Source organism: Polaribacter litorisediminis (genome assembly GCF_019968605.1).
GTDB lineage: Bacteria > Bacteroidota > Bacteroidia > Flavobacteriales > Flavobacteriaceae > Polaribacter > Polaribacter litorisediminis.
In genome coordinates this window covers 2,538,829-2,563,650 of sequence record NZ_CP082966.1, presented here as the reverse complement: position 1 = coordinate 2,563,650, position 24,822 = coordinate 2,538,829, and the positions used below count along the sequence as shown (strand labels likewise).

Here is a 24,822-nt window from a genome sequence, read left to right as displayed (position 1 = left end):
ATATTTTTGAAAAAAAATTTGATTTTATTTTTATGAAAAAGGGAGTCATATTCAAGAATGAATCAGAGGTTAAATTTAGGACAATTTTTGAGGTATAATAGTGTTTGTTTTTGGCATAATAATTGGTAATAAAATAGGTAGTATTAATAATTTATACATAGAACTATGAAAAAAATAACACTATTTTTATTTGGTACAATTTTAATGATGTCTTGTAGTGGGATTAAAGTAGCTACAGATTATGATAGTAAGGTAGATTTTAGTCAATATAAAACATTTGCTTTTTATAGGCCAGGAATAGATAGGGCAGATATTTCTGATTTAGATAAAAAACGAGTTTTACGAGCAATAGAGTTTGAGTTAGTGGCTCAAGGATTTGTAAAATCGGATGATCCTGATTTGCTTATAAGTATTTTTACAAAATCAAGGAGAAAAGTAAATGTGCAACAAAATAGTAATTGGGGTTATGGTTTTGGCTGGGGTTTTAATCCTTGGATGGGCTCCATGAATAATATCAACGTAAATGAGTATACAGAAGGTACTTTATTTATCGATTTTATTGATAAGGAAAAGAAAGAATTAGTTTGGCAGGGAATAGGAACAGGTGCTTTAAAAATTGAAAACAGAGATAAGAAAGAAGAAAGGATTAAATTATTTGTTAAAGAAATTATTTCTAGATTTCCGCCAGATAGAAAAAGATAAAAAAGTAATTTATTTAAAGGAAGTGTCTATTTTTTTTAAGTAAAGTGTTAAAGCCTTAAAATATTACACATAACATTTATGGCAATTTAGCGATATAAAGCTTTCATAAATTGTTTCTTTCACTTGTTTTTTAGCAATAAAAAAACTCCGAAACTTAAAAGTTTCGGAGTTTTTAATTTTCATCATTATATAAATCTAGCTAATATTAGCAGAATTTACAGTTTTTATAATTCTACCTGCAATCTTGTAAGGATCACCATTAGAAGCTGGTCTTCTGTCTTCTAGCCAACCTTTCCAGCCTTTTTCTACAGTAATAATTGGAATTCTGATTGAAGCTCCTCTATCTGATACTCCATAAGAGAAATCAGAAACGTGAGCAGTTTCATGTAAACCTGTTAAACGTTCATCATTAAACTCTCCATAAATCTCCATATGTTCTTTTGTTACTGGTCTAAATGCCTCACAAATTTTCTCATAAGTTTCTTGAGAACCACAAGTTCTTAAAACAGAGTTAGAGAAGTTTGCATGCATACCAGAACCATTCCAGTCTCCTTTTACAGGTTTTGGGTGATATTCAATGTAATAACCATACTTCTCAGTTAATCTATCTAGTAAATAACGTGCAATCCAAATCTCGTCACCTGCTTTTTTTGCGCCTTGTGCAAATAATTGAAATTCCCATTGTCCTGGTGCTACTTCTTGATTAATTCCTTCAAAATTTAAGCCAGCGTCAATACATAAATCTGCATGTTCTTCAACAAAATCTCTACCCCATGTATATCTACCACCTACAGAGCAGTAATATTTACCTTGAGGTCCAGGAAATCCACCACGTGGAAAACCTAAAGGTAAATCAGTTTTTGTGTCCATCAAGAAATATTCTTGCTCAAAACCGAACCAAAAATCATTATCATCATCATCAATTTGAGCTCTTGCATTCGTAGGATGTGGTGTGCCATCTGCGCTTAAAACTTCAGACATTACCAAATAACCATTTACTCTAGTAGGATCGCTATAGATTGCAACAGGTTTTAATAAACAATCAGATGAACCACCAGAAGCCTGTTCAGTAGAGCTACCATCAAAAGACCAATTGTCTAATTCTTCAATTGTTGCTTGAAAGTTTTCATGCTCTTCAACTTTAGTTTTACTCCTCATGTTTTGAGTAGGAAAATGACCATCTAGCCAAATGTATTCTAATTTAATTTTTGCCATAATAAATAATTGTTATGTGATAATATTATTACAAAAATGAAATAAAATACCTAGATATCAAAAAAAAGAGGGGTTAAATATTTAAAATGATTAAAAAATAATTTTATCCCTAATTTTGAAAGGGTATATTTGTTTAAAGAATAAAAATTACTACTAAAAAATCATATTATGTCAACAATTAGATTTTCGGCATTGCAAGAAACTTTAAATAGAAGGCCTTTAAAGGTTCTTGAGACTGAAAAAAGATCTGTTTTATTTGGTCAAAATGTTTTTAATAAATACGCTATGCAGCAGTATCTTACAAGAGCAGCATACGAAAGTGTTATGAATGCAATTGATAAAGGAACTAAAATTGACCGTAAAATAGCAGATCAAGTTGCCGTAAGTATGAAAGATTGGGCCGTCTCTAAAGGTGCAACACATTATACACATTGGTTTCAGCCATTAACAGGTGCTACAGCAGAAAAGCATGATGCTTTTTTTGAATCTATCAATGGTAGTTTAGCTATGGAAAAGTTTGATGGAGAACAACTGGTGCAACAAGAACCAGATGCTTCTAGTTTTCCTAGCGGAGGAATTAGAAATACTTTTGAAGCGAGAGGTTATACGGCCTGGGATCCTACATCCCCTGCGTTTATTTATGATACAACGCTGTGTATTCCAACAATTTTTGTAGCCTATACAGGTGAGGCTTTAGATAATAAAACACCATTATTAAGAGCTTTACAGGCAATTGACACGCATGCAACGGCTGTTTGTAAGTATTTTGATAAAAATGCATTGAAAGTGAATGCAACATTGGGGTGGGAACAGGAATATTTTTTAATAGACGATGCGCTAGCACTTTCAAGACCCGATATTTTAATGACAGGTAGAACTTTACTAGGTCATTCTCCTGCAAAAGGTCAGCAATTAGATGATCATTATTTTGGCAGTATTCCGGCAAGAGCCATGAGTTTTATGCAAGATTTAGAACAAGAATGTATGTTGTTAGGCATTCCTGTTAAAACAAGACATAATGAAGTGGCACCCAATCAGTTTGAATTAGCGCCCATTTTTGAAGAAGCAAATTTAGCTGTAGATCATAATTCTTTGCTCATGGATGTTATGGGGAAGGTAGCAAGACGTCATCACTTTAAAGTATTATTTCATGAAAAACCATTTGCCGGAATTAACGGTTCTGGGAAACATAACAACTGGTCCTTATCCACCGCAAATGAAACTAATTTATTGAGTCCGGGAAAAACCCCTATGAAAAATTTACAGTTTTTAACTTTTTTCATTAACACTATTAAGGCTGTTTATGAATATGAAGAACTTTTGAGAGCTTCTATTGCCTCTGCAAGTAATGATCATAGGTTAGGAGCAAATGAAGCGCCTCCTGCAATCATATCTGTATTTATTGGTCGTCAATTATCAGCAGTTTTAGATGAGTTAGAAAACGTGACTAAAGGCAAGCTTTCACCGCAAGAAAAAACGGATTTAAAATTAAATATTATTGGTAAAATTCCTGAAATTTTATTAGATAATACAGATAGAAATAGAACCTCAGCATTTGCCTTTACAGGAAATAAATTTGAGTTTAGAGCTGTAGGATCTTTGTCTAATTGTGCAAAACCCATGACGGTTTTAAATACTATTGTTGCCAAGCAATTAAAAGAATTTAAGATGGAAGTTGATGCTTTAATCGATGATAAAAACCTTAAAAAAGATGAAGCTATTTTTAATGTTTTAAGAGAATATATCAAAGATTCAAAAAAAATACGATTTGAGGGCGATGGCTACGGAAATTCTTGGGAAAAGGAAGCCGCAAAACGAGGTTTAAGCAATCATAAAACCACACCATCAGCATTAAAAGTAAAAATCTCTAAAAAGATCGTTGACTTGTTTGAAGAAATGGCGGTCATGAATAAGGTTGAATTGCAAGCTCGTTATGAAATTGATTTAGAAGAATATACAAAACGTATTCAAATAGAAAGTCGGGTTTTGGGAGATATTGCTAGAAACCACATAGTGCCAACTGCTATTATTTATCAAAATACATTACTAGAAAATACAAAGAATTTGAAAGAAATTTTTGGAGATGAATATAAAAATATCGCAAAAGAACAAATAGAATTTATCATGGTTATTTCTAATCATATTACAGAAATTAATAGGCTTACAAAAAAAATGATTGACGAACGGAAGAAAGCCAATAAATTAAGCGTTTTAAAGTCAGCTGAATTTTATTGTCATAAAGTTAGACCCTATTTTGAGGAGATTAGATATCACTGTGATAAATTAGAAACCATGATAGATGATAATTTATGGCCCTTAACAAAGTATAGAGAATTGCTGTTTACCAGATAAAAGTGTACTTTATTTGGGGTGTTTTAACGAATTTGGAATTTAGCCGAAGCTAAGTTTAATTGTGATATGGAATTCCTAGTAATTTTGTAACTAATTTTCTTAGACCGATTTTTAAATCATTCCTTTTAATATTAGTTCCGTTTCTACAGGAGTTAAATAACCTAAAGAAGAGTGTAATCTTTGGAAAGTACACCAATTTAATTCCGTAATTCTATAATAAATTGTTTCCTTTTCGTTTATTTTTTTAAAAATAAATTATTCAATTTATAGATACAACATTGTGAAATTAAATTGGTGTTTCTAGTGTTTTTTAAAAGGTAGACACTCCAGTATTTGTGTTATAGGAAAGTAAGAAAAACCCATTAGTTTAAAGTACTATTTTTCTGGAGTTTTAAATTAAACTGAAAAAATAGAATTGTTAGAGTTGCATTCACAAAGACATACATAGGCGCACAAAGATTTAAAAAAGAAAAAATAATAACGATTATAGTTATATGCGATATGTCAACAATACGTGTATACAGTCTTAAGTAAGAAATTTCAAGAAAAATGCTAACTAACCAAGAAGCGAAGTATTTATTGGGTTTAGAAAAGGTTTTAACGAACCCTAATCATACAATAGATTTATCGAAAAAGAAAAATAGATTAGAATTAATTTCTCATCAAGATTCTGATTACGAATTTCGGGTAGAAATAACGACCAATCAAAAAATTATACTTAAAACTTCTATACATCATTTAGAGAGTAATTCTTTTGTCGGTTTATTGAGAATTGACTTCAAAGGAGGTCATCACAATCCTGCCAATATACTTCCTTCTTTACCTGATTTTCTAATCCCTTATGCTGACAAGTGGTTTGATCCAACAGAATCTCATATTCATATCTATGTGGAAGGATATAAACCTTTAGCATGGGCAATTCCGCTAACTGATAGTGATTTTCCAATTAAAGATATTACTCACCCATCAGACTTGTCGGATTTAATAATTAACTTTGCTCGAAGAATAAATTTAAAATCATTAATTAACATTCAACAGGCAATACTTTGAATTGGGTAAATACATATGTGGACGATTATTACAATTGGTTAAGAGAGAAAACCTTTATCCAAAAGGACTCTAATACTGATTGGTTTTTAATAAACACACCTTTTGTTGGAGCCTTTAATGATACTATTGAAATTTACGCTCAAAAAAAAGGAAATCACTTAAGATTAAGTGATAACGGAGAAACTATGTCTAATTTAGAACTTCAAGGTCTGTATATTCAAGGTTCAAAAAGACGTAGAGCAATTTTAGACACTATACTGTTAAACTATGGAGTAAGAGCTGAAAGTGACGAATTGACTATAGAAGCGAACATTGAAAATTTTTCTCAAACAAAGCATAATTTTCTATCTGCGATCATTGAGATTAATGATTTATATGTTTTATCAAAACATAATATTGCCTCTATATTTAAAGAAGATGTTAGAACTTATTTAGACTCTCACGACATAATTTACACACCTGATTTCATTTCAAAAGGAGCTACAGGTTTAGAATTTAATTTCGATTTTCAAATCGCAAAAAGGAATAAAGAAATTGTAATTAAATCATTCAACACAGTAAATAAATCAAATTTATCTACTTTTCTTTTTTCTTGGGATGATATAAAACCAGTTCGTGAAAAAATCACGAAAAAGGATGTGAACGCTATTGCCATAATAAATAATATTGATAAAGAAGTTCGAACTGAATTTTTAGATGCGCTTAAAGCAAAAAATGCTGACTATATACTTTGGTCTGAACGAGAATCGGAAAAAAGCAAAGAACTTATATCTGCTTAAAAATACTAATTACAATAACTAAGCATATGACCTTCCGATAGGTCAAACGCTCTATGCCTTGTTGACTGATCCATTGCTAAGGATAAGGGGTAAAACGACGATTTGGGTTTGGTTTTTAAAAGGAGTGTGATTGAGGAAAGGAGAGCGTTTTCAATATTTCTATTGCATACGAACTATTTCTGATGCGCTTTTTAAATGTTAAATCAATTACAACTAATTTGGACAAAAGGGAACTCCGCAGTCCAATTGATAGCTAATTTGAAAAACTCTTCCTTCTTCATAGTTTTCAAGCAGGTGCTATTTGTAATCGATTCGATTTTTAACTGTATAGTACTGCAATAAACTGTACCTTTTCGCTTATTTTTTATCAAAAAAAGTACCACCACAAAAAGTTTATCAGCCAACTACATGGGAGTTCGCTTTGGAGTTACTGAAAAAACAGCAAGATTATTTATGCATAAAGTTAGAGAAGCAATGAAATCTAGTAAATATCACTTATTTTAGTTTTAAAAACGGGTTTCTGCGCAGACTCCCGTTGGCAACAATTTGTAAATGATGCATATTTGGTGTATATTTACATCAAATAATTAAATTATGGCAAGACAAAGCATATCATTCACAAAACCAAACGATGAATGGTTAAAAACTCAAGTAGACAAAAAAGAATATTCTAGCAAGAGTGAACTCGTTAATGACTTAATCAGACAAGCTCGAAAACAACAAGTTGAAATTAATTGGGTTCGTGCTAAATTGGAAAAAGCTGAAAACAGCGGATTTACAAGCGATAGTAAAAATGAAATTCTAGCTCAATCAAAGTCTTTACTTAATGACTAAATACAAATTAAGTAACGAAGCGAAAAATGACTTGATAAGAATCCATCATTATGGAGTAAGAAAATTTGGAATGACTCAAGCGGATAAATACTTTGAATCATTTTTTGAATATTTTGACATTATTGCTCAAAGACCCTATTCTTTCGAATCCGTTGATTATATAAAAAAAGATTATAGACGCTGTGTTTGCAGGATTGATAGTATTTACTTCAAAGTAAATGAGAATGTTATTGAAATTATGGCGATTGTTGGTAGGCAAGATTTGAATGAAAAATTATAGAAAAATAAAAACTGTTGCCAATAACTAAGCCTATGCCCCGCCGATAGGCCCAACGCTCTATGCCTTGTTGACTGATCCATTGCTAAGGATAAGGGGTAAAACGACGGTTTTGGTTTGGTTTTTAAAAGGAGTGTGATTGAGGAAAGGAGAGCATTTTCAATATTTTATTGCATTCGAGCTATTTCTGATGCGCTTTTTAAATGTTTAAATCAATTACAACTAATTTGGGCAAAAGGGAACTCCGCAGTCCAATTGATAGCTAATTTGAAAAATTTTTCTTACTCCAAAGTTCATCAAGAAGGAGCTATATGTAATCGATTCGATTTTTAGTATTATACTCTTGATTTCAAATGATAGTATACCAATTTAACCGTATCATACTGCAATAAACTGTACCTTTTCGCATACTTTTTATCAAAAAAAGTACCATCATAAATAGGATGTCAATTATTTTTAAGTTCAATGAATTAAAAAATAATTCATTGGGTGCAATTGCCAAAATTAAGAGGAAATGAACCCTAAATAGCATGTTTAAATCTAAAAATAAAAATAGATGGATCATGAAATTTACATTTCAACGCGACTATTTGAGTTTTAGAAAAGTCTTCTTTTTACTGCGCTTTTTCTGATGATAGGAGGTAGGTTTGTACAAAATCCTAAAGATTTTAAAAAAAAATAGCCAGAATGAGGAAACCCGTAAAGAATATTAAAATATTGCTGGTAATTTTGAGCAAAAATATGGGTGATGTATTTGTGTTATGGGTAAGTAAGAAAAACCGATTAGTCTAAAGTGCTGTTTTCTGGATTATTAAATTAAACTGAAAAAATAGAATTGTTAGAGTTGCATTCAAAAAGACATACATAGGTGCACAAAGATTTAAAAAAGAAAAAATAATAACGATTATAGTTATATGCGATATGTCAACAATACGTTTATACAGTTGTTAGGCCTCACCCTAAAAGACAGACAACCATGAAACAACCACACGACAATTGGGGAACATATTACGACTTTGTTTACGAACAGACTTTTGGAAGTTTTTACAGCAGCTTGACAAAAGAAACCCTGAATGTAATAAAGCAAATTTTACCAAAAGGAACAATTCTTGACTTTGGAGCAGGAACAGGCAGACTATCGTTTCCTTTGACAGAACAAGGTTACAATGTAATAGCAGTTGAGAAAAGCATTGGAATGGTAAAAGATTTTAACAGGAAGTTAGACCGACAAAATTCTGATATAAAAATTCATAACTGTTCAATTTCAGAATACAAGAATGGGAAAGCAGATTTAGCAATCGCACTTTTTACCGTTTTAAGCTATTCAATCACAGAAGATGAACTTTCTAAAAACATAGAGAATATTAGCAAGCACATTAACACAAACGGATATTTCTTTTTTGATTTACCCAATACGGTTTTTTTTAATGCGGGACGTTTGACCAATATTGACTCAAATAATTTTAGACGACTTGTTGAATTAACAAGCAACAACGAAAACGATATTTACACATATAGGGAACAATGTAGTGGTATTTTCAATGGGCAAGAGTTTAGTTACGAAGATGAATTCCTAATAAGATATTGGAAAGTTGACACGCTTGACAAATTACTAAAACAAAACGGTTTCTATGATACCTTGCAATCGTTTTCACATTTTAATTCAACAGGTTCAACATACAAACTATACAAACGACAATGAAACAATTTCAAATACAGTTATTCAAAGGACACCCGATTATCAATGAAGGTGAGAATAGAATTTTAATTGACACAGGAGCGCCCTCAACTATTCACGCTTCAGACAGTTTAAATTTTTGTTCAGAAAGTTTCGGTTGTTCAACAAACTATATGGGTTTGACGGTTTTAAAAATTTCTGATATGCTTGGAACAGGTATAACAACATTGCTTGGAGCCGATATATTATCAGATTACAAAATCCTTTTAAACTATCAAAATCAAATAATTGAGTTCAGTAAACAAGATATTGAAATTAGCGGAACTCAGGCGGACATTTCAAATTTTATGGGAATACCGATAATTAAAATGACGGTCGATAATCAAGAACTAAAATTCTTTTTGGACACAGGAGCTAAACTTTCATATTTATCGGACAGCTTTACAAGTAACTATGAAAGCGTTGGAACTGATGAAGACTTTTATCCAGGAGTAGGTAAATTTCAAACTGAATGCTTTGAAATTCCGACAGTTTTCGGAGACAAAGAATTCGTTGTGAAATATGGAAACTTACCGACACTACTGCAAATGACATTGATGTTGGGCGGAACAGACGGTATTATTGGGTTTGACTTTTTTAATAATTTCAAGGTTGTTCTTGACCTTAAAAACAACAGACTGAAATATGCATAATAGACACGCGGAAAAAGAAGGGAGAAGGCATAACAGCACCTACACGCAAGTGGGGGTTTCGTGCCTCTATGACAGTGAAATGCTAATTTCAAACTATGTACTTCTATTAAAGTTTAGTGCTAAAAATCCCCACCTGCATGTAGCTGCAAAACGTGGTGCATAATGCTGAAGAAACACCTGAACTTAAAATAAACATCTCTGATTGCGGAAAACCGTAAAGAAAAAATAAAACGAATTAAGAAGTTTGTAAACTAACCAAACCTATAAATATGTCAAAAGTTATTGTCACTATCGGAATTATAATCGGATTCATTTTCTTATTCGGAGTTATAGTAGCATCGAATAAAGGAAGTGGAACACCTGGACTTTTAGGACTAATCCTTTTTGCTGGAATGATTGCAGGTATTCGAGCTGTTTGGAAAAAACCTTCGATAAAAAATGAAATTTCAGAAACTGACAAACATCAACTTGACAAAAGAGATTAATTGTGTTTAAAGATTACTATTCCATTCTTGAAATTTCACAATCTGCAACTCAAGCTGATATAAAAATTGCATTTAAAACTCAAGCTATAAAGTGGCATCCCGATAAAAACATTGGAACTGATACTTCTACGAAGATGCAAGAAATCAATGAAGCGTATCTAATACTTAAAGATAGTGATGCGAGAAGAAGGTACGATATAGAATATACGAATTTCAAAGAATTTAAAAAACAAGAACAATATAATCGTGCTGAAAATAAAGACAAAAAAGAAGAGAAAACTTATTCAAAATCAACATCCTATGAATATAAAGTAAAAGATGAAACTTTAGAAAAATGGATGCGAAATGCTCGAAAACAAGCTGTGGATTTAGCAAAACAGACTTTAAAAGAAATTGGAGAATTAAGTTTAGAAGCAACTAAACAAGCTGGAGCGAAAATGTTTCAAATGCTTATTTTTTATTCAATTTCAGGATTTATAATTATGCTTTTATTTAAGGCTTGCAACTAAAAACTAACCAATATGAAAAACCTAAAAAATTATTTTACTGTCTTTTTATTAATCCTATTTCTAAATTCCTGCGACCAAAAAAGAAATACATCATATGAGAAGTTCGATTTTGGAAATGGCTATTCAATTGATTTGCCAGAAAAATACAGCAAAACCAAAGAACTAACTTGGCAAGCAGGAGAACACTCTCATTTTGACATTAGTTTGGGTCAAATTGGAAATTCAGATTTAAAAACAGAACTGAAAGATTATTTAGCTTCTCGAAATACTGGTGATTTATTTGATAACAGCAAATTTATAAGAACAGAAGAATTTGAAGAAAACGGAATAAAAGGTATTATTTCATTCTATGAAGAAGACTTGAAAAAACAAGGAGCTGGAATTGTCACTTTAACATCATACGGAGTTTTTGCAATAGTTCGAAATGACACAGAGCAATTTACAATTAATTCTATGGCATTAAGCGATAATAATTTTATTCAAATTGCTAAAAGCATAAAGTCTATTGCAATGAAACAACAAACTTTAAAAATTCCTATTGCCAAGAAGTTTGACAAGAATAAGGCAATACAAGATGGCTACCAAGTATTTCAAGAATACGGATTTATGGTCAAATGCAATAAAGAAATAAAACTAGATAGATTGAGAATTCAACAAATGAAACAAAATGGAATGGATGATAATTCAAAGCCATTTCACGTTTATGATAATGGTACAGATTATAATATTAATGTAAGCAGTTTTGATAGCGTTCTTACAGGACAATCTGAACAAGAAATAATCGATTATAACAAAAATGATTTAGATTATTATCAAACAAAATTTGATGAAATGTCAATTAATAATAATCGAGGCAAGTTTAAAGAGTTTGATGCAGTATTTTATGACAACACACAAAATGGAAGAACTACTAAAGCTGTTTTCTTTCATCACAAAATGAAAAGTTATATGCTTCAAGTTACCGATGATAATAATGTAGAGAAGAAATTTCAGGACTTTATAAAAACATTCGAGATAATATAAAAAACGCAGAAAGCACTATGCACAATAACTAAGCATATAGCGTTGGCCTATCGGCACGCCATATGCTTAGTTATTGGCAGTAATTAAAAACAAAAATTATGAATAAGAAAAACATATTGATTTTATTAATATCAATTGCATTATTTAATTGTAATTCTCATCTTAATAAATCAGTTATTGAACCATTGACAGTCAGAGAACTAAAAAAAACAATTGATAATGACTCTTTATTTAAAAATACTTATGAATATATTGTTTACTTAAGAGATACAGTAATTAAAAATGATTTAGATAAAGTTAAATTTACTGAATTAACATATAATCAAGTCGTAGATTTTGTTGAATTTTCATCTGATACTACTTATTTCAAACCTATAAATGAACGTATTGAAAAGGAATGGAACAATAAATATGGAATTTATAAAAAACAAGTAGATTCAGTTTCAGATTATTGGAAAAAAATCAAACAAGAAAATTCATTAGAACAATATGTGAATATTGAATTAGTAAAAATTGATAAGGAATATTATACTTACAGTAGAGACATTAGAAATGTTAATTTAGGTTTTAGATTAACACCTCTAAAAGGAAAAGTAGAACAAATTCGTTTTGGGTTCAATATCGTAGCAAAAATAAATGAAAAAGAAAAAAATGATGAATATTCATCTATTTATTCAGCATTAGATAAATCTTGGTGTCGCTCTACAAGTCCATTTTCAAGACCAGTGGTGAGATATTGGGAAGCAAGTTATTCAGATGAACAAATTTTAAAATACAAATCTTTAAAAACTTTATTAAGAGATTATAATATTCACATAGAAGTTGACAAAATCCGTAAAGACGGAAAAAATATCAGTAGAGATGATTTAAATATACCTGAATCTATAGAAAATCATTGGAAATACGAAAATCACGAAAAAGAATATTTACAAGATTTATACTTTGAAGATGTTGTTAGAGAAGAACTGAATAAAGAATACATTGAAAAATACAGTTACAGAAATAAAGAGATAGATAAAATTTTAAAAAAAGAATTTCCCTTGGTTTTTGAATTTTTAAGATTTCAACCCCAAAAAAAATAATTATTTAAAACTAAAATTATAAACACAAGTAAATTTCTTATGAAAAAATCACTAACAATTATTACATTATTGATTACAACTCTAGTATTTTCTCAAGACATAAAAAAAGATGCCGAAAAAACTAAAACCAAAATGGAACAATTTGCGTCTCAAACAGGTGTGATTACAAAATTTACTGATACAAATTTGAATAATTTGAAGTCATCATATACAGTTGCAGAAACAAGAGTTAGAAAGTTGAACAGTGGTAATAGCGAAAGATATTTTTATCAAATTGAAAAACCAGGAAAATATGGAAGTTCAACTGCGTCAATTGAATATTCAGATTTATTAGAAGTTATTAAGGCATTGAATAGTTTAAAATTAGAAGTTGATAACGATGTTTTGAAAAATCCTGATTATTTAGAAAATAAATTTATCACAGAAGACGGATTTCAATTAGGTTATTATGTAAGTAAAGGTAAAGCAACTTGGTATATAAAACTTGAAAAATATGGCTCTGACAAAACACTCTACATAAAAGATTTGGAAAAAATTGAAGCAAATTTCACAGAAGCTAAAAACAAGATTGAAGAATTAAAAAACAAATAAAAACTGTTGCCAATAACTAAGCATATGACCTTCCGATAGGTCAAACGCTCTATGCCTTGTTGACTGATCCATTGCTAAGAGAAGGGGAAAACGACCGTTTGGGTGTGGTTTTTAAAAGGAGTGTGATTGAGTAAACTAGCGTGTTTTCAATATTTCTATTGCATACAAGCTATTTCTGATGCGCTTTTTAAATGTTTAAATCAATTACAACTAATTTGGACAAAAGGGAACTCCGCAGTCCAATTGATAGCTAATTTGAAAAACTCTTCCTTCTTCATAGTTTTCAAGCAGGTGCTATTTGTAATCGATTCGATTTTTAACCGTATCATACTGCAATAAACTGTACCTTTTCGCTTACTTTTTATCAAAAAAAGTACCATCACAAAAAGTTTATCAGCCAACTACATGGGAGTTCGCTTTGGAGTTACTGAAAAAACAGCAAGATTATTTATGCATAAAGTTAGAGAAGCAACGAAATCTAGTAAATATCACTTATTTTAGTTTTAAAAACGGGTTTCTGCGCAGACTCCCGTTGGCAACAATTTGTAAATGATGCGTATTTGGTGTATATTTACATCAAATAATTAAATTATGGCAAGACAAAGCATATCATTCACAAAACCAAACGATGAATGGTTAAAAACTCAAGTAGACAAAAAAGAATATTCTAGCAAGAGTGAACTCGTTAATGACTTAATCAGACAAGCTCGAAAACAACAAGTTGAAATTAATTGGGTTCGTGCTAAATTGGAAAAAGCTGAAAACAGCGGATTTACAAGCGATAGTAAAAATGAAATTCTAGCTCAATCAAAGTCTTTACTTAATGACTAAATACAAATTAAGTAACGAAGCGAAAAATGACTTGATAAGAATCCATCATTATGGAGTAAGAAAATTTGGAATGACTCAAGCGGATAAATACTTTGAATCATTTTTTGAATATTTTGACATTATTGCTCAAAGACCCTATTCTTTCGAATCCGTTGATTATATAAAAAAAGATTATAGACGCTGTGTTTGCGGAATTGATAGTATTTACTTCAAAGTAAATGAGAATGTTATTGAAATTATGGCGATTGTTGGTAGGCAAGATTTGAATGAAAAATTATAGAAAAATAAAAACTGTTGCCAATAACTAAGCCTATGACCTTCCGATAGGCCAACGCTCTATGCCTTGTTGACTGATCCATTGCTAAGAGAAGGGGAAAACGACCGTTTGGGTGTGGTTTTTAAAAGGAGTGTGATTGAGTAAACTAGCGTGTTTTCAATATTTCTATTCCATACAAGCTATTTCTGATGCTTTTTTTAAATGTTTAAATCAATTACAACTAATTTGGACAAAAGGGAACTCCGCAGTCCAATTGATAGCTAATTTGAAAAACTCTTCCTTCTTCATAGTTCATCAAGCAGGTGCTATTTGTAATCGATTCGATTTTTAACCGTATAATACTGCAATAAACTGTACCTTTTCGCTTATTTTTTATCAAAAAAAGTACCATCATAAATACGATGTCAATTATTTTTATTTTCAATAAAGTAAACAATAATTCATTGGGTGCAATTGCCAAAATTAAGAGGAAATGAACCCTAAATAGCCTGTTTAAATCTAAAAATAAAAATAGATGGATCATGAAATTTACATTTCAACGCGACTATTTGAGTTTTAGAAAAGTCTTCTTTTTACTGCGCTTTTTCTGATGATAGGAGGCAGGTGTGTACAAAATTCTAAAGTTTGTTAAAAAAATAGCTAGAATGAGGAAACCCGTAAAGAATATTAAAATATTGCTGGTAATTTTGAGAAAAAATAAGGGTGATGTATTTGTGTTATAGGAAAGTAAGAAAAACCCATTAGTTTAAAGTACTATTTTTCTGGAGTTTTAAATTAAACTGAAAAAATAGAATTGTTAGAGTTGCATTCAAAAAGACATACATAGGTGCACAAAGATTTAAAAAAGAAAAAATAATAACGATTATAGTTATATGCGATATGTAAACAATACGTGTATACGGTTTTTGGTGGTAAGCTAAAAATGATTAAAAAAGAAAAATATGAAAAGAAAAATTAAAACAACAATCCTATTTTCGTTACTATTTATAACGACAATTTATTCACAAAATGATTTTTTTGAATTTACAAAAAATATAAAATGGTTTAGTCCACAAAATGAGCTATTAGAAGATTATTCTCAAAACATCAGAAAATCAAAACACTTTTATAATGATTATGATAAAACTATTGCAGATTATAAAATCGATAGTATTAAACTAGGAAAGTATAGTTTTGAAGTATATTTTTATGTAGATTCTATTACTAAAAAACTATCAAATCTTAAATTCTATCTACCAGAAGAAAAGTTAAAAAAAGTAGATTCTCAAAATTTATCAAAACATATGGACTCTGTTTTTACAAGTAAATATGGTGAACCAGATATTAAAGAAGATGATTTAGGAGATAAAATAAGCCATTATGATAGAAAATGGTATACTGAAAATTTCATAGTTTATGTTTCACATATGGTTTTTAATGATAGTCAATTTTATATTCTAAACTTAAAAGGATTAGATAATAATAATTCAGATTTTAGAATTGCGAATTGGGGAGACTCCAAAGAATCAATAATGTTAAAAGAGGGTAAAGCTGACAAAGCTGGAATAGACAAGGCATATATGTTTGAAGATTATGTTGCTAGTTTGGATTGTAAAGTATTATATATATTCTCAAACAACAAATTGTCAATGTCAAAATACATATTCAACATAATTCATACAAACAAGAATGACTATATTGAAGATTTCAAAAAGCTTGTATCTATAGTTTCTGAAAAATATGGAAAACCTAGTTATAATGTAACTGAATGGAAAAATAGTTTATTTAAAGACGATATTGAACAATATGGGTTTGCTGTCAGCTTAGGGCACCTATTATATAATGCAGGTTGGTCAAATGACAAAACAGGCATTACTGTTGCATTGTATGGAGAAAATTACAAGACTACACTTCTAGTCCAATTTGTAAGCAAAAAATACGAACAGCTAAAGGATGAAGCAGATAGAAAACAGAATATAAACAAATTTTAATTTAAATATAAAGATCGAATGCCTACCACCAACACCTCATAAAATTTATGCTCACATCAGATTTAGTACAAAATTACAAACACTCAATAAAAATATTGCTATGGCGGAAAAATCTCCGATTTTTACGTCGAACAAATCTTATAAAAACACGTTGGCAAACATTAAAAAAAACCTGTAGATAAAATCAATATCACTATATTTGAATTATGGAAATAGATATAAAAAATCTAGGAGCTATTAAGAGTGCTCATTTTGATTTAAGTAAAAGACTTACCGTTTTTTGTGGTCCTAATAATTCGGGAAAAACATATGCTGCTTATATGGCATATGCGTTGACGAAATCTGGAATGAAATATTTTAAAAGTCAAGAAAGCATTTTTGTGCAAGACTTAATAAAAAATCAAGAAGCTGTTTTTGAATTAAAAACTGATTCAATATGGAATTACAGAAAAGATGAAATAAAAAATCTCAATAATTCTCTTGCTAGTATTTATGGTGTTTCAGAAGATATTGCCAGTAACCTATTTGCAGATTTCTCGATTTCTATATCTGAAACAAAAAAGGAATTCGATATTAATATTCTTAAAATGAACTTTAGTAACGAACTTAGGATAAATGATATCAGTATAGAAATACTAAAAAAAATAGACAGTAGAGAGATTAATTTAAAATTAAAAGATACCGTTGTTTCAAAAAATAGTATTGAAATTCTTGAATTGTTTTTAACATCAAAACTATTTTCACTTATTGCATTTTACCCATTTACATCAAGTTATATATTACCTGTTGAACGAAATTCTATTTATACTTTTAGTAAAGAATTATCTATTCAAAAACAAGAATTTCTAGAAAGAGCACAGGAATTGGGTTCAAAGAAAAGTAGCAGGGACCCTTTTCACTGGTTTTTGAAAAAATCTAGTAGATATCCAATGCCTATTAGAGACGGTTTAGAAGTTGCTGAAGACCTACATCATTACTCTAAAACAAAATCAGAATTTTTTTCTTTTGCAGAAGAAATAGAAAATGAATTATTAAACGGTAAAGTCATAATCACCAAAGATGGAGAAGTTCAATTTTCTTCTAACAAAGCGAAAAGAAAAAAAATACCAATTCATTTAACTGCATCAATAGTTAAGACTTTATCAAGTCTTATTTTTTATTTAAAACATATCGCAACAAAGAATGAATTAATAATTATTGATGAACCTGAATTAAATTTACATCCAAATAATCAAGTATATTTAGCCAGAGTATTTGCAAGACTCATAAATCAAGGATTTAGATTAATTATTAGTACTCACAGTGATTATATAATTAGAGAATTAAATAATCTAATTATGGTATCTTCATTAAAAAGAAAAGAACCAATTACAATTAATTCTGTTACATATTCCAAAGAATATTTTTTAGACTTTAATACAGTAGGGGCTTATCTTTTTAATTTCAAAAATTCTATATCACGCAATGTGACTGTTGCACCAATTCCAATATCTAAATCTGGATTCGACGTTGAGACAATAGACAATACAATTGATGAATTAAATGATATTTCAGAGGAATTATTTTACGCCCTTCAAAATGAAAGTCAAAATACTTTAGAGAATTTATAAAATGAGTAACCTTTCTTTAATTGATAATGTTTTAAATTCAGATTTCAAATGTAAATACAATACTTTAGTTGAGAAAAATGATGGAGTTGATATGTCTATTGATTGTGTAACTGAAAATTGTCAATCTTTAATTTTTGATTTTGACATTCAATTGGATAAAACATTTAGTGGTGGTTTTTTTCCATTTTTCAGTAATAACGAAGGAGTAAAAAAGAGATGTGATTATATTATTTTTTCTGAATTGAATGGTCAGCTATTTGCTTTAATAATTGAACTTAAAGCTGGTCGACAAGGTGCAATGCCACAGTTAAATGCAGGAGAATGTTTTGTGGACTATGTGATTGACACAGTTAATCGTGTTAATAAAAAATCCTTAACAATTGAAAAACGAAAAATTAGTATTCGAGAATTTGAAAGAAAATACAAAACAAAATTAAAAGAAATTGAATACGATGAAAACAATCATCACTTTTTCGGACAGCAGAAATTCAGAATTGCATCATATTTGAAATAAGGAAAAATACTGCACACAATAACTAAGCCTATGACCTTCCAATAGGGCCAACGCTATATGCCTTGTTGACTGATCCATTGCTAAGAGAAGGGGAAAACGACCGTTTGGGTGTGGTTTTTAAAAGGAGTGTGATTGAGTAAAGTAGCGTGTTTTCAATATCTCTAGTACATACAAACTATTTATTTGCAATTAAAAATCAGTTAAAATAAATGCGAAATAGATTATTGAACATAAAAATAAGAGCTTTTCGTTGATCATATAAAACTAAAAAAGGTAATGAAATTAATCACTACCTTTTTATTGTATTTAATTGTTTCAAATTTATTTTTACATCGCTACTAAATCACCAGCGATGTCTTTAGATGGCAATTCAGATTTACCCATTAAGTAAATATCTACTTGTCGGGCAGCTTCTCTCCCTTCGGAAATAGCCCACACGATTAAGGATTGTCCACGACGCATATCACCAGCAGCAAATATATGCGGAACATTCGTTTGATATTTTCCATAGGTTGCTTTGTAGTTAGAGCGTTCATCTTTTTTGATGCCTAACTTGTCAGCCAAAGTACTTTCTGGGCCTGTAAAACCTAATGCTAGTAGCGCTAAATCACATGGCCAAGTTTTTTCTGTACCTGCAATTTCTATGAGTTCTGGTCTTTGTCCAGGGACCATTTTCCATTCAACGTTTACTGTTTTTAAAGCAATTAGCTTTCCGCTTTCGTCTTTTATAAATTCTTTGGTATTGATTAACCAATTTCGCTCAACGCCTTCTTTATGTGAAGAAGAAGTTTTGAGTTGTAAAGGCCAAAAAGGCCAAGGAGTAGTTGGTGAACGATGACCAGGAGGTTTCGGCATGATTTCAAAATTCACAACAGATTTTGCACCCTGACGATTCGAAGTTCCAATGCAATCTGAACCTGTATCTCCACCACCAATAACAATAACGTTCTTATTGGTGGCCATTATTTGATCTTTTACTTCTTTGCCAAATAATACTTTTGTTTGTTGTGTTAAAAAATCCATCGCTTGTACTACACCATCGGCATCAATACCTGGAGTAGGTAGGCTTCGTCTTTCTGTAGATCCACCACATAAAACAATACTGTCAAATGATTTTAAATCTTCTACATCATAATTTACGCCTACATTGATATTCGTCTTAAATAGAATCCCTTCTGCTTTTAAAATGGCTATTCTTCTATCGATGATTCCTTTTTCCATTTTAAAATTAGGAATTCCATAGCGTAACAATCCACCAACTTCATCATCTCTTTCAAAGACCGTCACAAGATGTCCCGCTCTGTTTAATTGCTGCGCGGCGGCTAATCCAGCAGGACCAGATCCTATAACTGCCACTTTTTTATTGGTTCTTTCTTTTGGCGGTTGTGGTTTAATCCATCCTTCTTTAAAAGCCCGTTCTACGATGTTTTTCTCTATATTTTCTATAGATACAGGATCTTCAATAATACCTAAAACACAAGCCTGTTCGCAAGGAGCAGGGCATAAGCGTCCTGTAAATTCAGGAAAATTATTGGTAGAATGTAGTATCCACGAAGCTTTTTGCCATTCCCCTTGATGTACCATATGATTGAAATCTGGAATTAAATTTCCCAACGGACAACCACTATGACAAAAAGGAATACCACAATCCATACAACGTGAACCCTGTTTTGTAATTTCTTTATCAGAAAGTGGAACTGTAAATTCTTTGTAATTTTTTACACGATCTATTACTGATATGTAGGTTTCATCTTGTCTTTCAAACTCTTTAAATCCTGTTACTTTTCCCATGACATTATGCTATTGTTAATTCTTCGAACATTGGTTCTTCAGTGGCTATGCGATGCAAAGCTTTTTTATATTCAGTTGGCATTACTTTGATAAAGTTTTGTAAACTTACATCCCAATCTAATAGTAATGAGGCTCCTTTTTTACTGTCTGTATATAAAACGTGTTTTTCAATTAAAGATTTTAAATGGATGGCATCTTCTTCTAAAATCTCTTCAAACTCAATAGTTTCAGTATTGCAAAGACCATTTACAAATTTGTTTTGAGGATCATATACATACGCAATTCCTCCACTCATTCCTGCTGCAAAATTTCTTCCTGTTTTGCCTAAAACAACTACGGTTCCGCCTGTCATATATTCACAACAGTGATCTCCGACACCTTCCACAACTGTAACTGCGCCAGAATTTCTAACTGCAAAACGTTCGCCTGCAATTCCGTTAATATAGGCTTGGCCAGCTACTGCGCCAAACAAACAAACATTACCAATAATTATATTATCTTCTGCAATAAAATCGGCTTTTGAAGATTTCTTTACAATTAATTTAGCGCCAGATAAACCTTTTCCTAAATAATCATTTGTATTTCCTTCTAGCGTAAATGTTAATCCGAAGGCACCAAAAGCGCCAAAACTTTGACCGGCAGAACCTGTGAAATTGATATTTAACGTATCTTCTGGTAAGCCTAAATGCCCATAGATTTTTGAAATTTCGTTACTCACAATTGCTCCAACGGTACGATTCACGTTTTTAATTGGATACGCTAGTGTCATTTTTTCTTTTCTGTATAATGCTCTATGAGAATCTTTTAGTATTGTAAAATCTAAAACATCATCTAAATTATGTTCTTGTTTTTCTGTATTGCTCACTACTAATTTTCTGTAAGAGTCTGGTCGGTGTAAAATGCTAGACAAGTCTAACCCTTTTGCTTTGTAATGTTTAATGGCTTTATTAGCATTTATTTTATGCGTTTGACCTACCATTTCCGCTAAGGTTCTAAAGCCTAGTTGCGCCATAATGCTTCTTAATTCTTCAGCAATATAAAAGAAGAAATTAATGACATGTTCTGGAGTTCCTTTAAAGTTTTTTCGCAATTCTTTATCTTGCGTAGCAATACCCACCGGACAGGTATTTAAATGGCATTTACGCATCATAATACATCCTGAAGCTACTAAAGGAGCGGTGGCAAAACCGAATTCTTCAGCACCTAATAAGGCAGCTATGGCAACATCTCTACCTGTTTTTAGTTGACCGTCACATTCAACAACAATTCTACTTCGCAAGCTATTCATTACTAAAGTTTGTTGTGCTTCTGCCAAGCCAAGTTCCCATGGTAAACCTGCATGTTTTAATGAGGTTAGTGGAGAAGCTCCTGTACCGCCATCATAACCAGAAATTAAAACAACATCTGCTTTTGCTTTTGCAACACCAGCAGCAATGGTTCCTACACCAATTTCTGAAACTAATTTCACATTAATTCTAGCTTCGCGATTTGCATTTTTTAAATCAAAAATTAATTGTGCTAAATCTTCAATAGAATAAATATCGTGGTGTGGTGGTGGCGAAATTAAGCCTACAAATGGTGTTGAATTTCTTGCTGCAGCAATCCAAGGTAAAACTTTGTAACCCGGTAATTGTCCGCCTTCACCCGGTTTTGCGCCTTGTGCCATTTTAATCTGAATTTCTCTTGCATTGGTTAAATAATGAGAAGTTACGCCAAATCTACCAGAAGCAACCTGTTTAATTGCAGAGTTTCTGCTATCACCATTTACATCTTTTTGGAAACGTTTTCTATCTTCACCTCCTTCACCAGAATTAGATTTACCTCCAATTCTATTCATGGCAATGGCTAAATTTTCATGAGCTTCGCGCGAAATAGATCCATAAGACATGGCGCCTGTTTTAAAGCGTTTTACAATTTCTGTCCAATCTTCTACTTCCTCTAAAGGAATAGGATCTAAATTATCAAATTCAAACAAACCACGAATGGTCATTAAATTTTCTGCTTGTTCATTAATTGCTTTTGAATACACATCATAACTCGCTTGATCACTTAAACGAACAGCTTGTTGTAATTTTGAGATGGTTGTTGGGTTAAATAAGTGGCGTTCACCATTTCTTCTCCATCGATAATCTCCCCCAATATTTAGTCCTAAATTTTTATCAATTTGATTGTCAGGAAACGCTTGTTTGTAGCGTTGGTCTATTTCTTTTTCAACTTCATATAAACCAATTCCTTCAATTCTTGAGGCTGTATAAGGAAAGTATTTTTGTACGAATTGTGAATTAAATCCAACAATTTCAAAAATTTGAGAACCTCGATAAGAATGTAAGGTAGAAATTCCGATTTTGTTCATCACCTTTAGCACTCCTTTACCAATTGCGGTATTAAAATTATCGACTGCCTGCTGCTCATCCATGTTCGTAATAAAGCCTTCTTTTACTTGCATTCTGATAATTTCATTCACCATATAAGGATTTACGGCACTTGCGCCATAACCAAATAAAGTAGCAAAATGATGTGGTTCACGTGGTTCTGCGGATTCAATAATAATATCAAAATAAGAACGTTTCCGTAAACGATTTAATTGGTGGTTTACAAAAGAGCACGCGAGTAAAGCGGGAATAGGTGCTAATTCTTGAGTTACTCCTCGATCCGATAGAATAATAATGTTTGTTTTTCTATCTAATGCTTTTTCAATTTGAACAACAATATCATCTAAAGCTTCTTCCAGTCCGTTTAACCCTTTTGCTTTTGGATATAAAATTTGAAATGTTTCTGCCTGAAAGCTTTCGATATCGATGGATCGTATTTTTTCTAAATCTGCATTCGAAATGACAGGATTTTGAATTCTTAATTTTCTACAATGTCTTTCTGTAATGCTAAAAATATTTCTATCTTTCCCTAGATTTAGACTAATATCGGTTACAATATTTTCTCGAATACCGTCTAAAGGCGGATTGGTAACTTGTGCAAATAATTGCTTAAAATAGTTAGAAATTAATTGAGGTCTATCAGATAAAACAGCTAACGGAGTGTCTGTTCCCATAGATCCTAAGGCTTCTTTACCCACTTGAGCCATTGGTGTAATTACTTCTTGAATGTCTTCAAAAGTATAATTAAACAAACGCTGGCGTGTTTTTATGTCTAGGTTTTCAATTGGGCAGGTTTGGCTTGTATAAGGAACATCTTTTAGATGTAGGCGAGTTTTATTAAGCCACTCTTTGTAGGGTCTTTCTAAAACAATTTTGTTTTTTATTTCCTCATCTTCAATAATTCTTCCTTCATTCATGTCTACCAAGAACATTCTTCCGGGTTCTAATCTTCCGTGTTTTTTTACATCTTCTGGTGCAATATCAACCACACCAATTTCAGAAGACATAATTAATTTACCGCTTTTGGTTACCGTATATCTGGAGGGTCTTAAGCCATTTCTATCTAGTAAGGCACCAATATAATCTCCATCTGTAAAAGGCACAGATGCAGGGCCGTCCCAAGGCTCCATAATACATCCGTTGTATTCGTAGAATGCCTTTTTCTCTGGTGACATGGTTGCATGCTTTTCCCAAGCTTCAGGAATCATCATCATCATAATTTCTGGCAATGACCTGTCTGTATGTGTTAGCAATTCAACAACCATATCCATAGAAGCCGAATCCGATTTTCCTGGTAAAATAATAGGGAAAAGTTTTTCGATTTGTGGGCCAAAAACATCACTTTTCATGATTTCTTCACGCACGCGCATTCTACTTACATTTCCTCTTAGGGTATTAATTTCTCCGTTTTGACACATGTGTCTAAAGGGCTGTGCTAGCTCCCAAGTAGGCATCGTATTTGTAGAAAAACGTTGATGTACCAATGCTAAACGAGTTACTAAATCTATTTCCTGTAGGTCTAAATAATAAGGACCAATATCTTCGGGCATAATAATACCTTTATAGATAATGGTTGTTAAAGATAAGCTTGGAACGTAAAAGTATTTACTTTCCGAAATTTTAGAATTACTAATTTCATGCTCTGCGATTTTTCTAGCAGCATATAATTTTGCTTTGAAAGTAGCTTCATCAATTTCAGAATCTTTACCAACAAATAGTTGTTCTATTAGAGGTTCTGATGAAAAGGCAATTTCTCCTAATTGAGAGGAATCTACTGGCACTTTTCTCCAGCCTAATATTGTAAGGCCTTGTTCTTTAATTTCTCTTTCAAAAGTAGTTTTACAAAAATTATATTGGTTAGATACTTTTGGTAAAAAGACCATTCCGACTGCATATTCTCTTGGAGCAGGAATAATAAAATCACAAACTCGTTGAAAGTATTCATGAGGTATATCAATAAGTAAACCAGCGCCATCACCTGTTTTTCCATCTGCGCTAACGCCTCCTCTATGTTCTAATTTTACGAGTATTTCTAGTGCGTCATGAATAATTTGATTGGTCTTGTCACCATTCAAATTACAAATAAAACCAGCACCACAATTTTCGTGTTCAAACTCGGGTAAATATAAGCCTTGTTTCTCCATGTTGTATTCAATTATATTTACAAAGCTATGTATTTAGTTGAATA

At 31.3% G+C, this 24,822-nt stretch carries 21 protein-coding genes and 2 pseudogenes; 20 read left to right on the top strand and 3 right to left on the bottom strand.

The window, feature by feature from the left end; all coding sequences use genetic code 11:
* Positions 1–165: 165 nt before the first annotated feature.
* Positions 166–702, top strand: a complete 537-nt coding sequence (locus K8354_RS10980; protein WP_223439582.1) for a DUF4136 domain-containing protein — start codon at positions 166–168, stop codon at positions 700–702.
* 195 nt (positions 703–897) lie between these two features.
* Here the strand turns inward: K8354_RS10980 and K8354_RS10975 are convergent, their stop codons facing one another.
* Complete coding sequence (locus tag K8354_RS10975) at positions 898–1,917, bottom strand: glutamine synthetase beta-grasp domain-containing protein (protein ID WP_223439580.1); 1,020 nt, start codon at positions 1,915–1,917, stop codon at positions 898–900.
* A gap of 168 nt (positions 1,918–2,085) precedes the next feature.
* Between K8354_RS10975 and K8354_RS10970 the strand changes: the two genes are divergently transcribed.
* The 19 genes and pseudogenes from K8354_RS10970 to K8354_RS10880 all read left to right on the top strand — a co-directional run bounded on the left by K8354_RS10970 (position 2,086) and on the right by K8354_RS10880 (position 18,471).
* On the top strand, positions 2,086–4,269 hold the full coding sequence (locus K8354_RS10970) for a glutamine synthetase III family protein (protein ID WP_223439578.1): 2,184 nt from the start codon (positions 2,086–2,088) through the stop codon (positions 4,267–4,269).
* A 549-nt stretch (positions 4,270–4,818) separates the two neighbouring features.
* Positions 4,819–5,319, top strand: a complete 501-nt coding sequence (locus K8354_RS10965; protein WP_223439576.1) for a DUF6978 family protein — start codon at positions 4,819–4,821, stop codon at positions 5,317–5,319.
* Positions 5,316–6,098 (top strand): DUF1828 domain-containing protein, encoded by a 783-nt coding sequence (locus tag K8354_RS10960; protein WP_223439574.1) that lies wholly within the window; start codon positions 5,316–5,318, stop codon positions 6,096–6,098. Before K8354_RS10965 ends, K8354_RS10960 begins: the two co-directional genes overlap by 4 nt.
* Before the next feature lie 375 nt (positions 6,099–6,473).
* A pseudogene (locus K8354_RS10955) lies at positions 6,474–6,584 on the top strand (IS1595 family transposase); the annotation flags it as partial.
* A gap of 108 nt (positions 6,585–6,692) precedes the next feature.
* Positions 6,693–6,932 carry a ribbon-helix-helix domain-containing protein gene (locus tag K8354_RS10950; RefSeq protein ID WP_223439558.1) on the top strand — a complete coding sequence of 80 codons (240 nt, stop codon included), beginning with the start codon at positions 6,693–6,695 and terminating at the stop codon, positions 6,930–6,932.
* Positions 6,925–7,212: a type II toxin-antitoxin system RelE/ParE family toxin gene (locus K8354_RS10945; RefSeq protein ID WP_223439572.1), complete on the top strand. Its 288-nt coding sequence runs from the start codon at positions 6,925–6,927 to the stop codon at positions 7,210–7,212. The genes K8354_RS10950 and K8354_RS10945 overlap by 8 nt, the downstream gene beginning before the upstream one ends.
* Positions 7,213–8,185: 973 nt before the next feature.
* The gene (locus K8354_RS10940; protein WP_223439570.1) at positions 8,186–8,911 is read left to right on the top strand and encodes a class I SAM-dependent methyltransferase; all 726 of its coding nucleotides are present in this window, start codon (positions 8,186–8,188) and stop codon (positions 8,909–8,911) included.
* On the top strand, positions 8,908–9,579 hold the full coding sequence (locus K8354_RS10935; protein WP_223439569.1) for a hypothetical protein: 672 nt from the start codon (positions 8,908–8,910) through the stop codon (positions 9,577–9,579). The genes K8354_RS10940 and K8354_RS10935 overlap by 4 nt, the downstream gene beginning before the upstream one ends.
* A 269-nt stretch (positions 9,580–9,848) precedes the next feature.
* The gene (locus K8354_RS10930) at positions 9,849–10,064 is read left to right on the top strand and encodes a hypothetical protein (RefSeq protein ID WP_223439567.1); all 216 of its coding nucleotides are present in this window, start codon (positions 9,849–9,851) and stop codon (positions 10,062–10,064) included.
* A 2-nt stretch (positions 10,065–10,066) separates the two neighbouring features.
* Entirely contained in the window at positions 10,067–10,573 is a 507-nt protein-coding gene (locus K8354_RS10925; protein WP_223439565.1) for a J domain-containing protein, read from the top strand.
* A 12-nt stretch (positions 10,574–10,585) separates the two neighbouring features.
* Positions 10,586–11,596, top strand: coding sequence for a hypothetical protein (locus tag K8354_RS10920; RefSeq protein ID WP_223439564.1), 1,011 nt, complete (start codon positions 10,586–10,588; stop codon positions 11,594–11,596).
* A gap of 98 nt (positions 11,597–11,694) precedes the next feature.
* Positions 11,695–12,678, top strand: coding sequence for a hypothetical protein (locus tag K8354_RS10915; RefSeq protein ID WP_223439562.1), 984 nt, complete (start codon positions 11,695–11,697; stop codon positions 12,676–12,678).
* Positions 12,679–12,717: 39 nt separating this feature from the next.
* Positions 12,718–13,269, top strand: coding sequence for a hypothetical protein (locus K8354_RS10910; RefSeq protein ID WP_223439560.1), 552 nt, complete (start codon positions 12,718–12,720; stop codon positions 13,267–13,269).
* Between the two features lie 372 nt (positions 13,270–13,641).
* A pseudogene (locus K8354_RS10905) lies at positions 13,642–13,752 on the top strand (IS1595 family transposase); the annotation flags it as partial.
* Between the two features lie 108 nt (positions 13,753–13,860).
* On the top strand, positions 13,861–14,100 hold the full coding sequence (locus tag K8354_RS10900) for a ribbon-helix-helix domain-containing protein (protein WP_223439558.1): 240 nt from the start codon (positions 13,861–13,863) through the stop codon (positions 14,098–14,100).
* Positions 14,093–14,380, top strand: a complete 288-nt coding sequence (locus K8354_RS10895; RefSeq protein ID WP_223439556.1) for a type II toxin-antitoxin system RelE/ParE family toxin — start codon at positions 14,093–14,095, stop codon at positions 14,378–14,380. Before K8354_RS10900 ends, K8354_RS10895 begins: the two co-directional genes overlap by 8 nt.
* Before the next feature lie 938 nt (positions 14,381–15,318).
* A complete protein-coding gene (locus K8354_RS10890) occupies positions 15,319–16,347 on the top strand; it encodes a hypothetical protein (RefSeq protein ID WP_223439555.1) in 1,029 nt (342 codons plus the stop codon).
* A 206-nt stretch (positions 16,348–16,553) separates the two neighbouring features.
* Complete coding sequence (locus K8354_RS10885; RefSeq protein WP_223439553.1) at positions 16,554–17,957, top strand: AAA family ATPase; 1,404 nt, start codon at positions 16,554–16,556, stop codon at positions 17,955–17,957.
* Position 17,958: 1 nt separating this feature from the next.
* Positions 17,959–18,471 carry a hypothetical protein gene (locus tag K8354_RS10880; protein WP_223439551.1) on the top strand — a complete coding sequence of 171 codons (513 nt, stop codon included), beginning with the start codon at positions 17,959–17,961 and terminating at the stop codon, positions 18,469–18,471.
* 327 nt (positions 18,472–18,798) lie between these two features.
* Here K8354_RS10880 and K8354_RS10875 read toward each other — a convergent pair whose 3' ends face one another.
* Both K8354_RS10875 and gltB read right to left on the bottom strand, forming a co-directional pair.
* Complete coding sequence (locus K8354_RS10875) at positions 18,799–20,262, bottom strand: glutamate synthase subunit beta (RefSeq protein WP_223439549.1); 1,464 nt, start codon at positions 20,260–20,262, stop codon at positions 18,799–18,801.
* Between the two features lie 4 nt (positions 20,263–20,266).
* Positions 20,267–24,778 (bottom strand): glutamate synthase large subunit, encoded by a 4,512-nt coding sequence (gltB, locus tag K8354_RS10870; RefSeq protein WP_223439547.1) that lies wholly within the window; start codon positions 24,776–24,778, stop codon positions 20,267–20,269.
* Positions 24,779–24,822 lie beyond the last annotated feature (44 nt).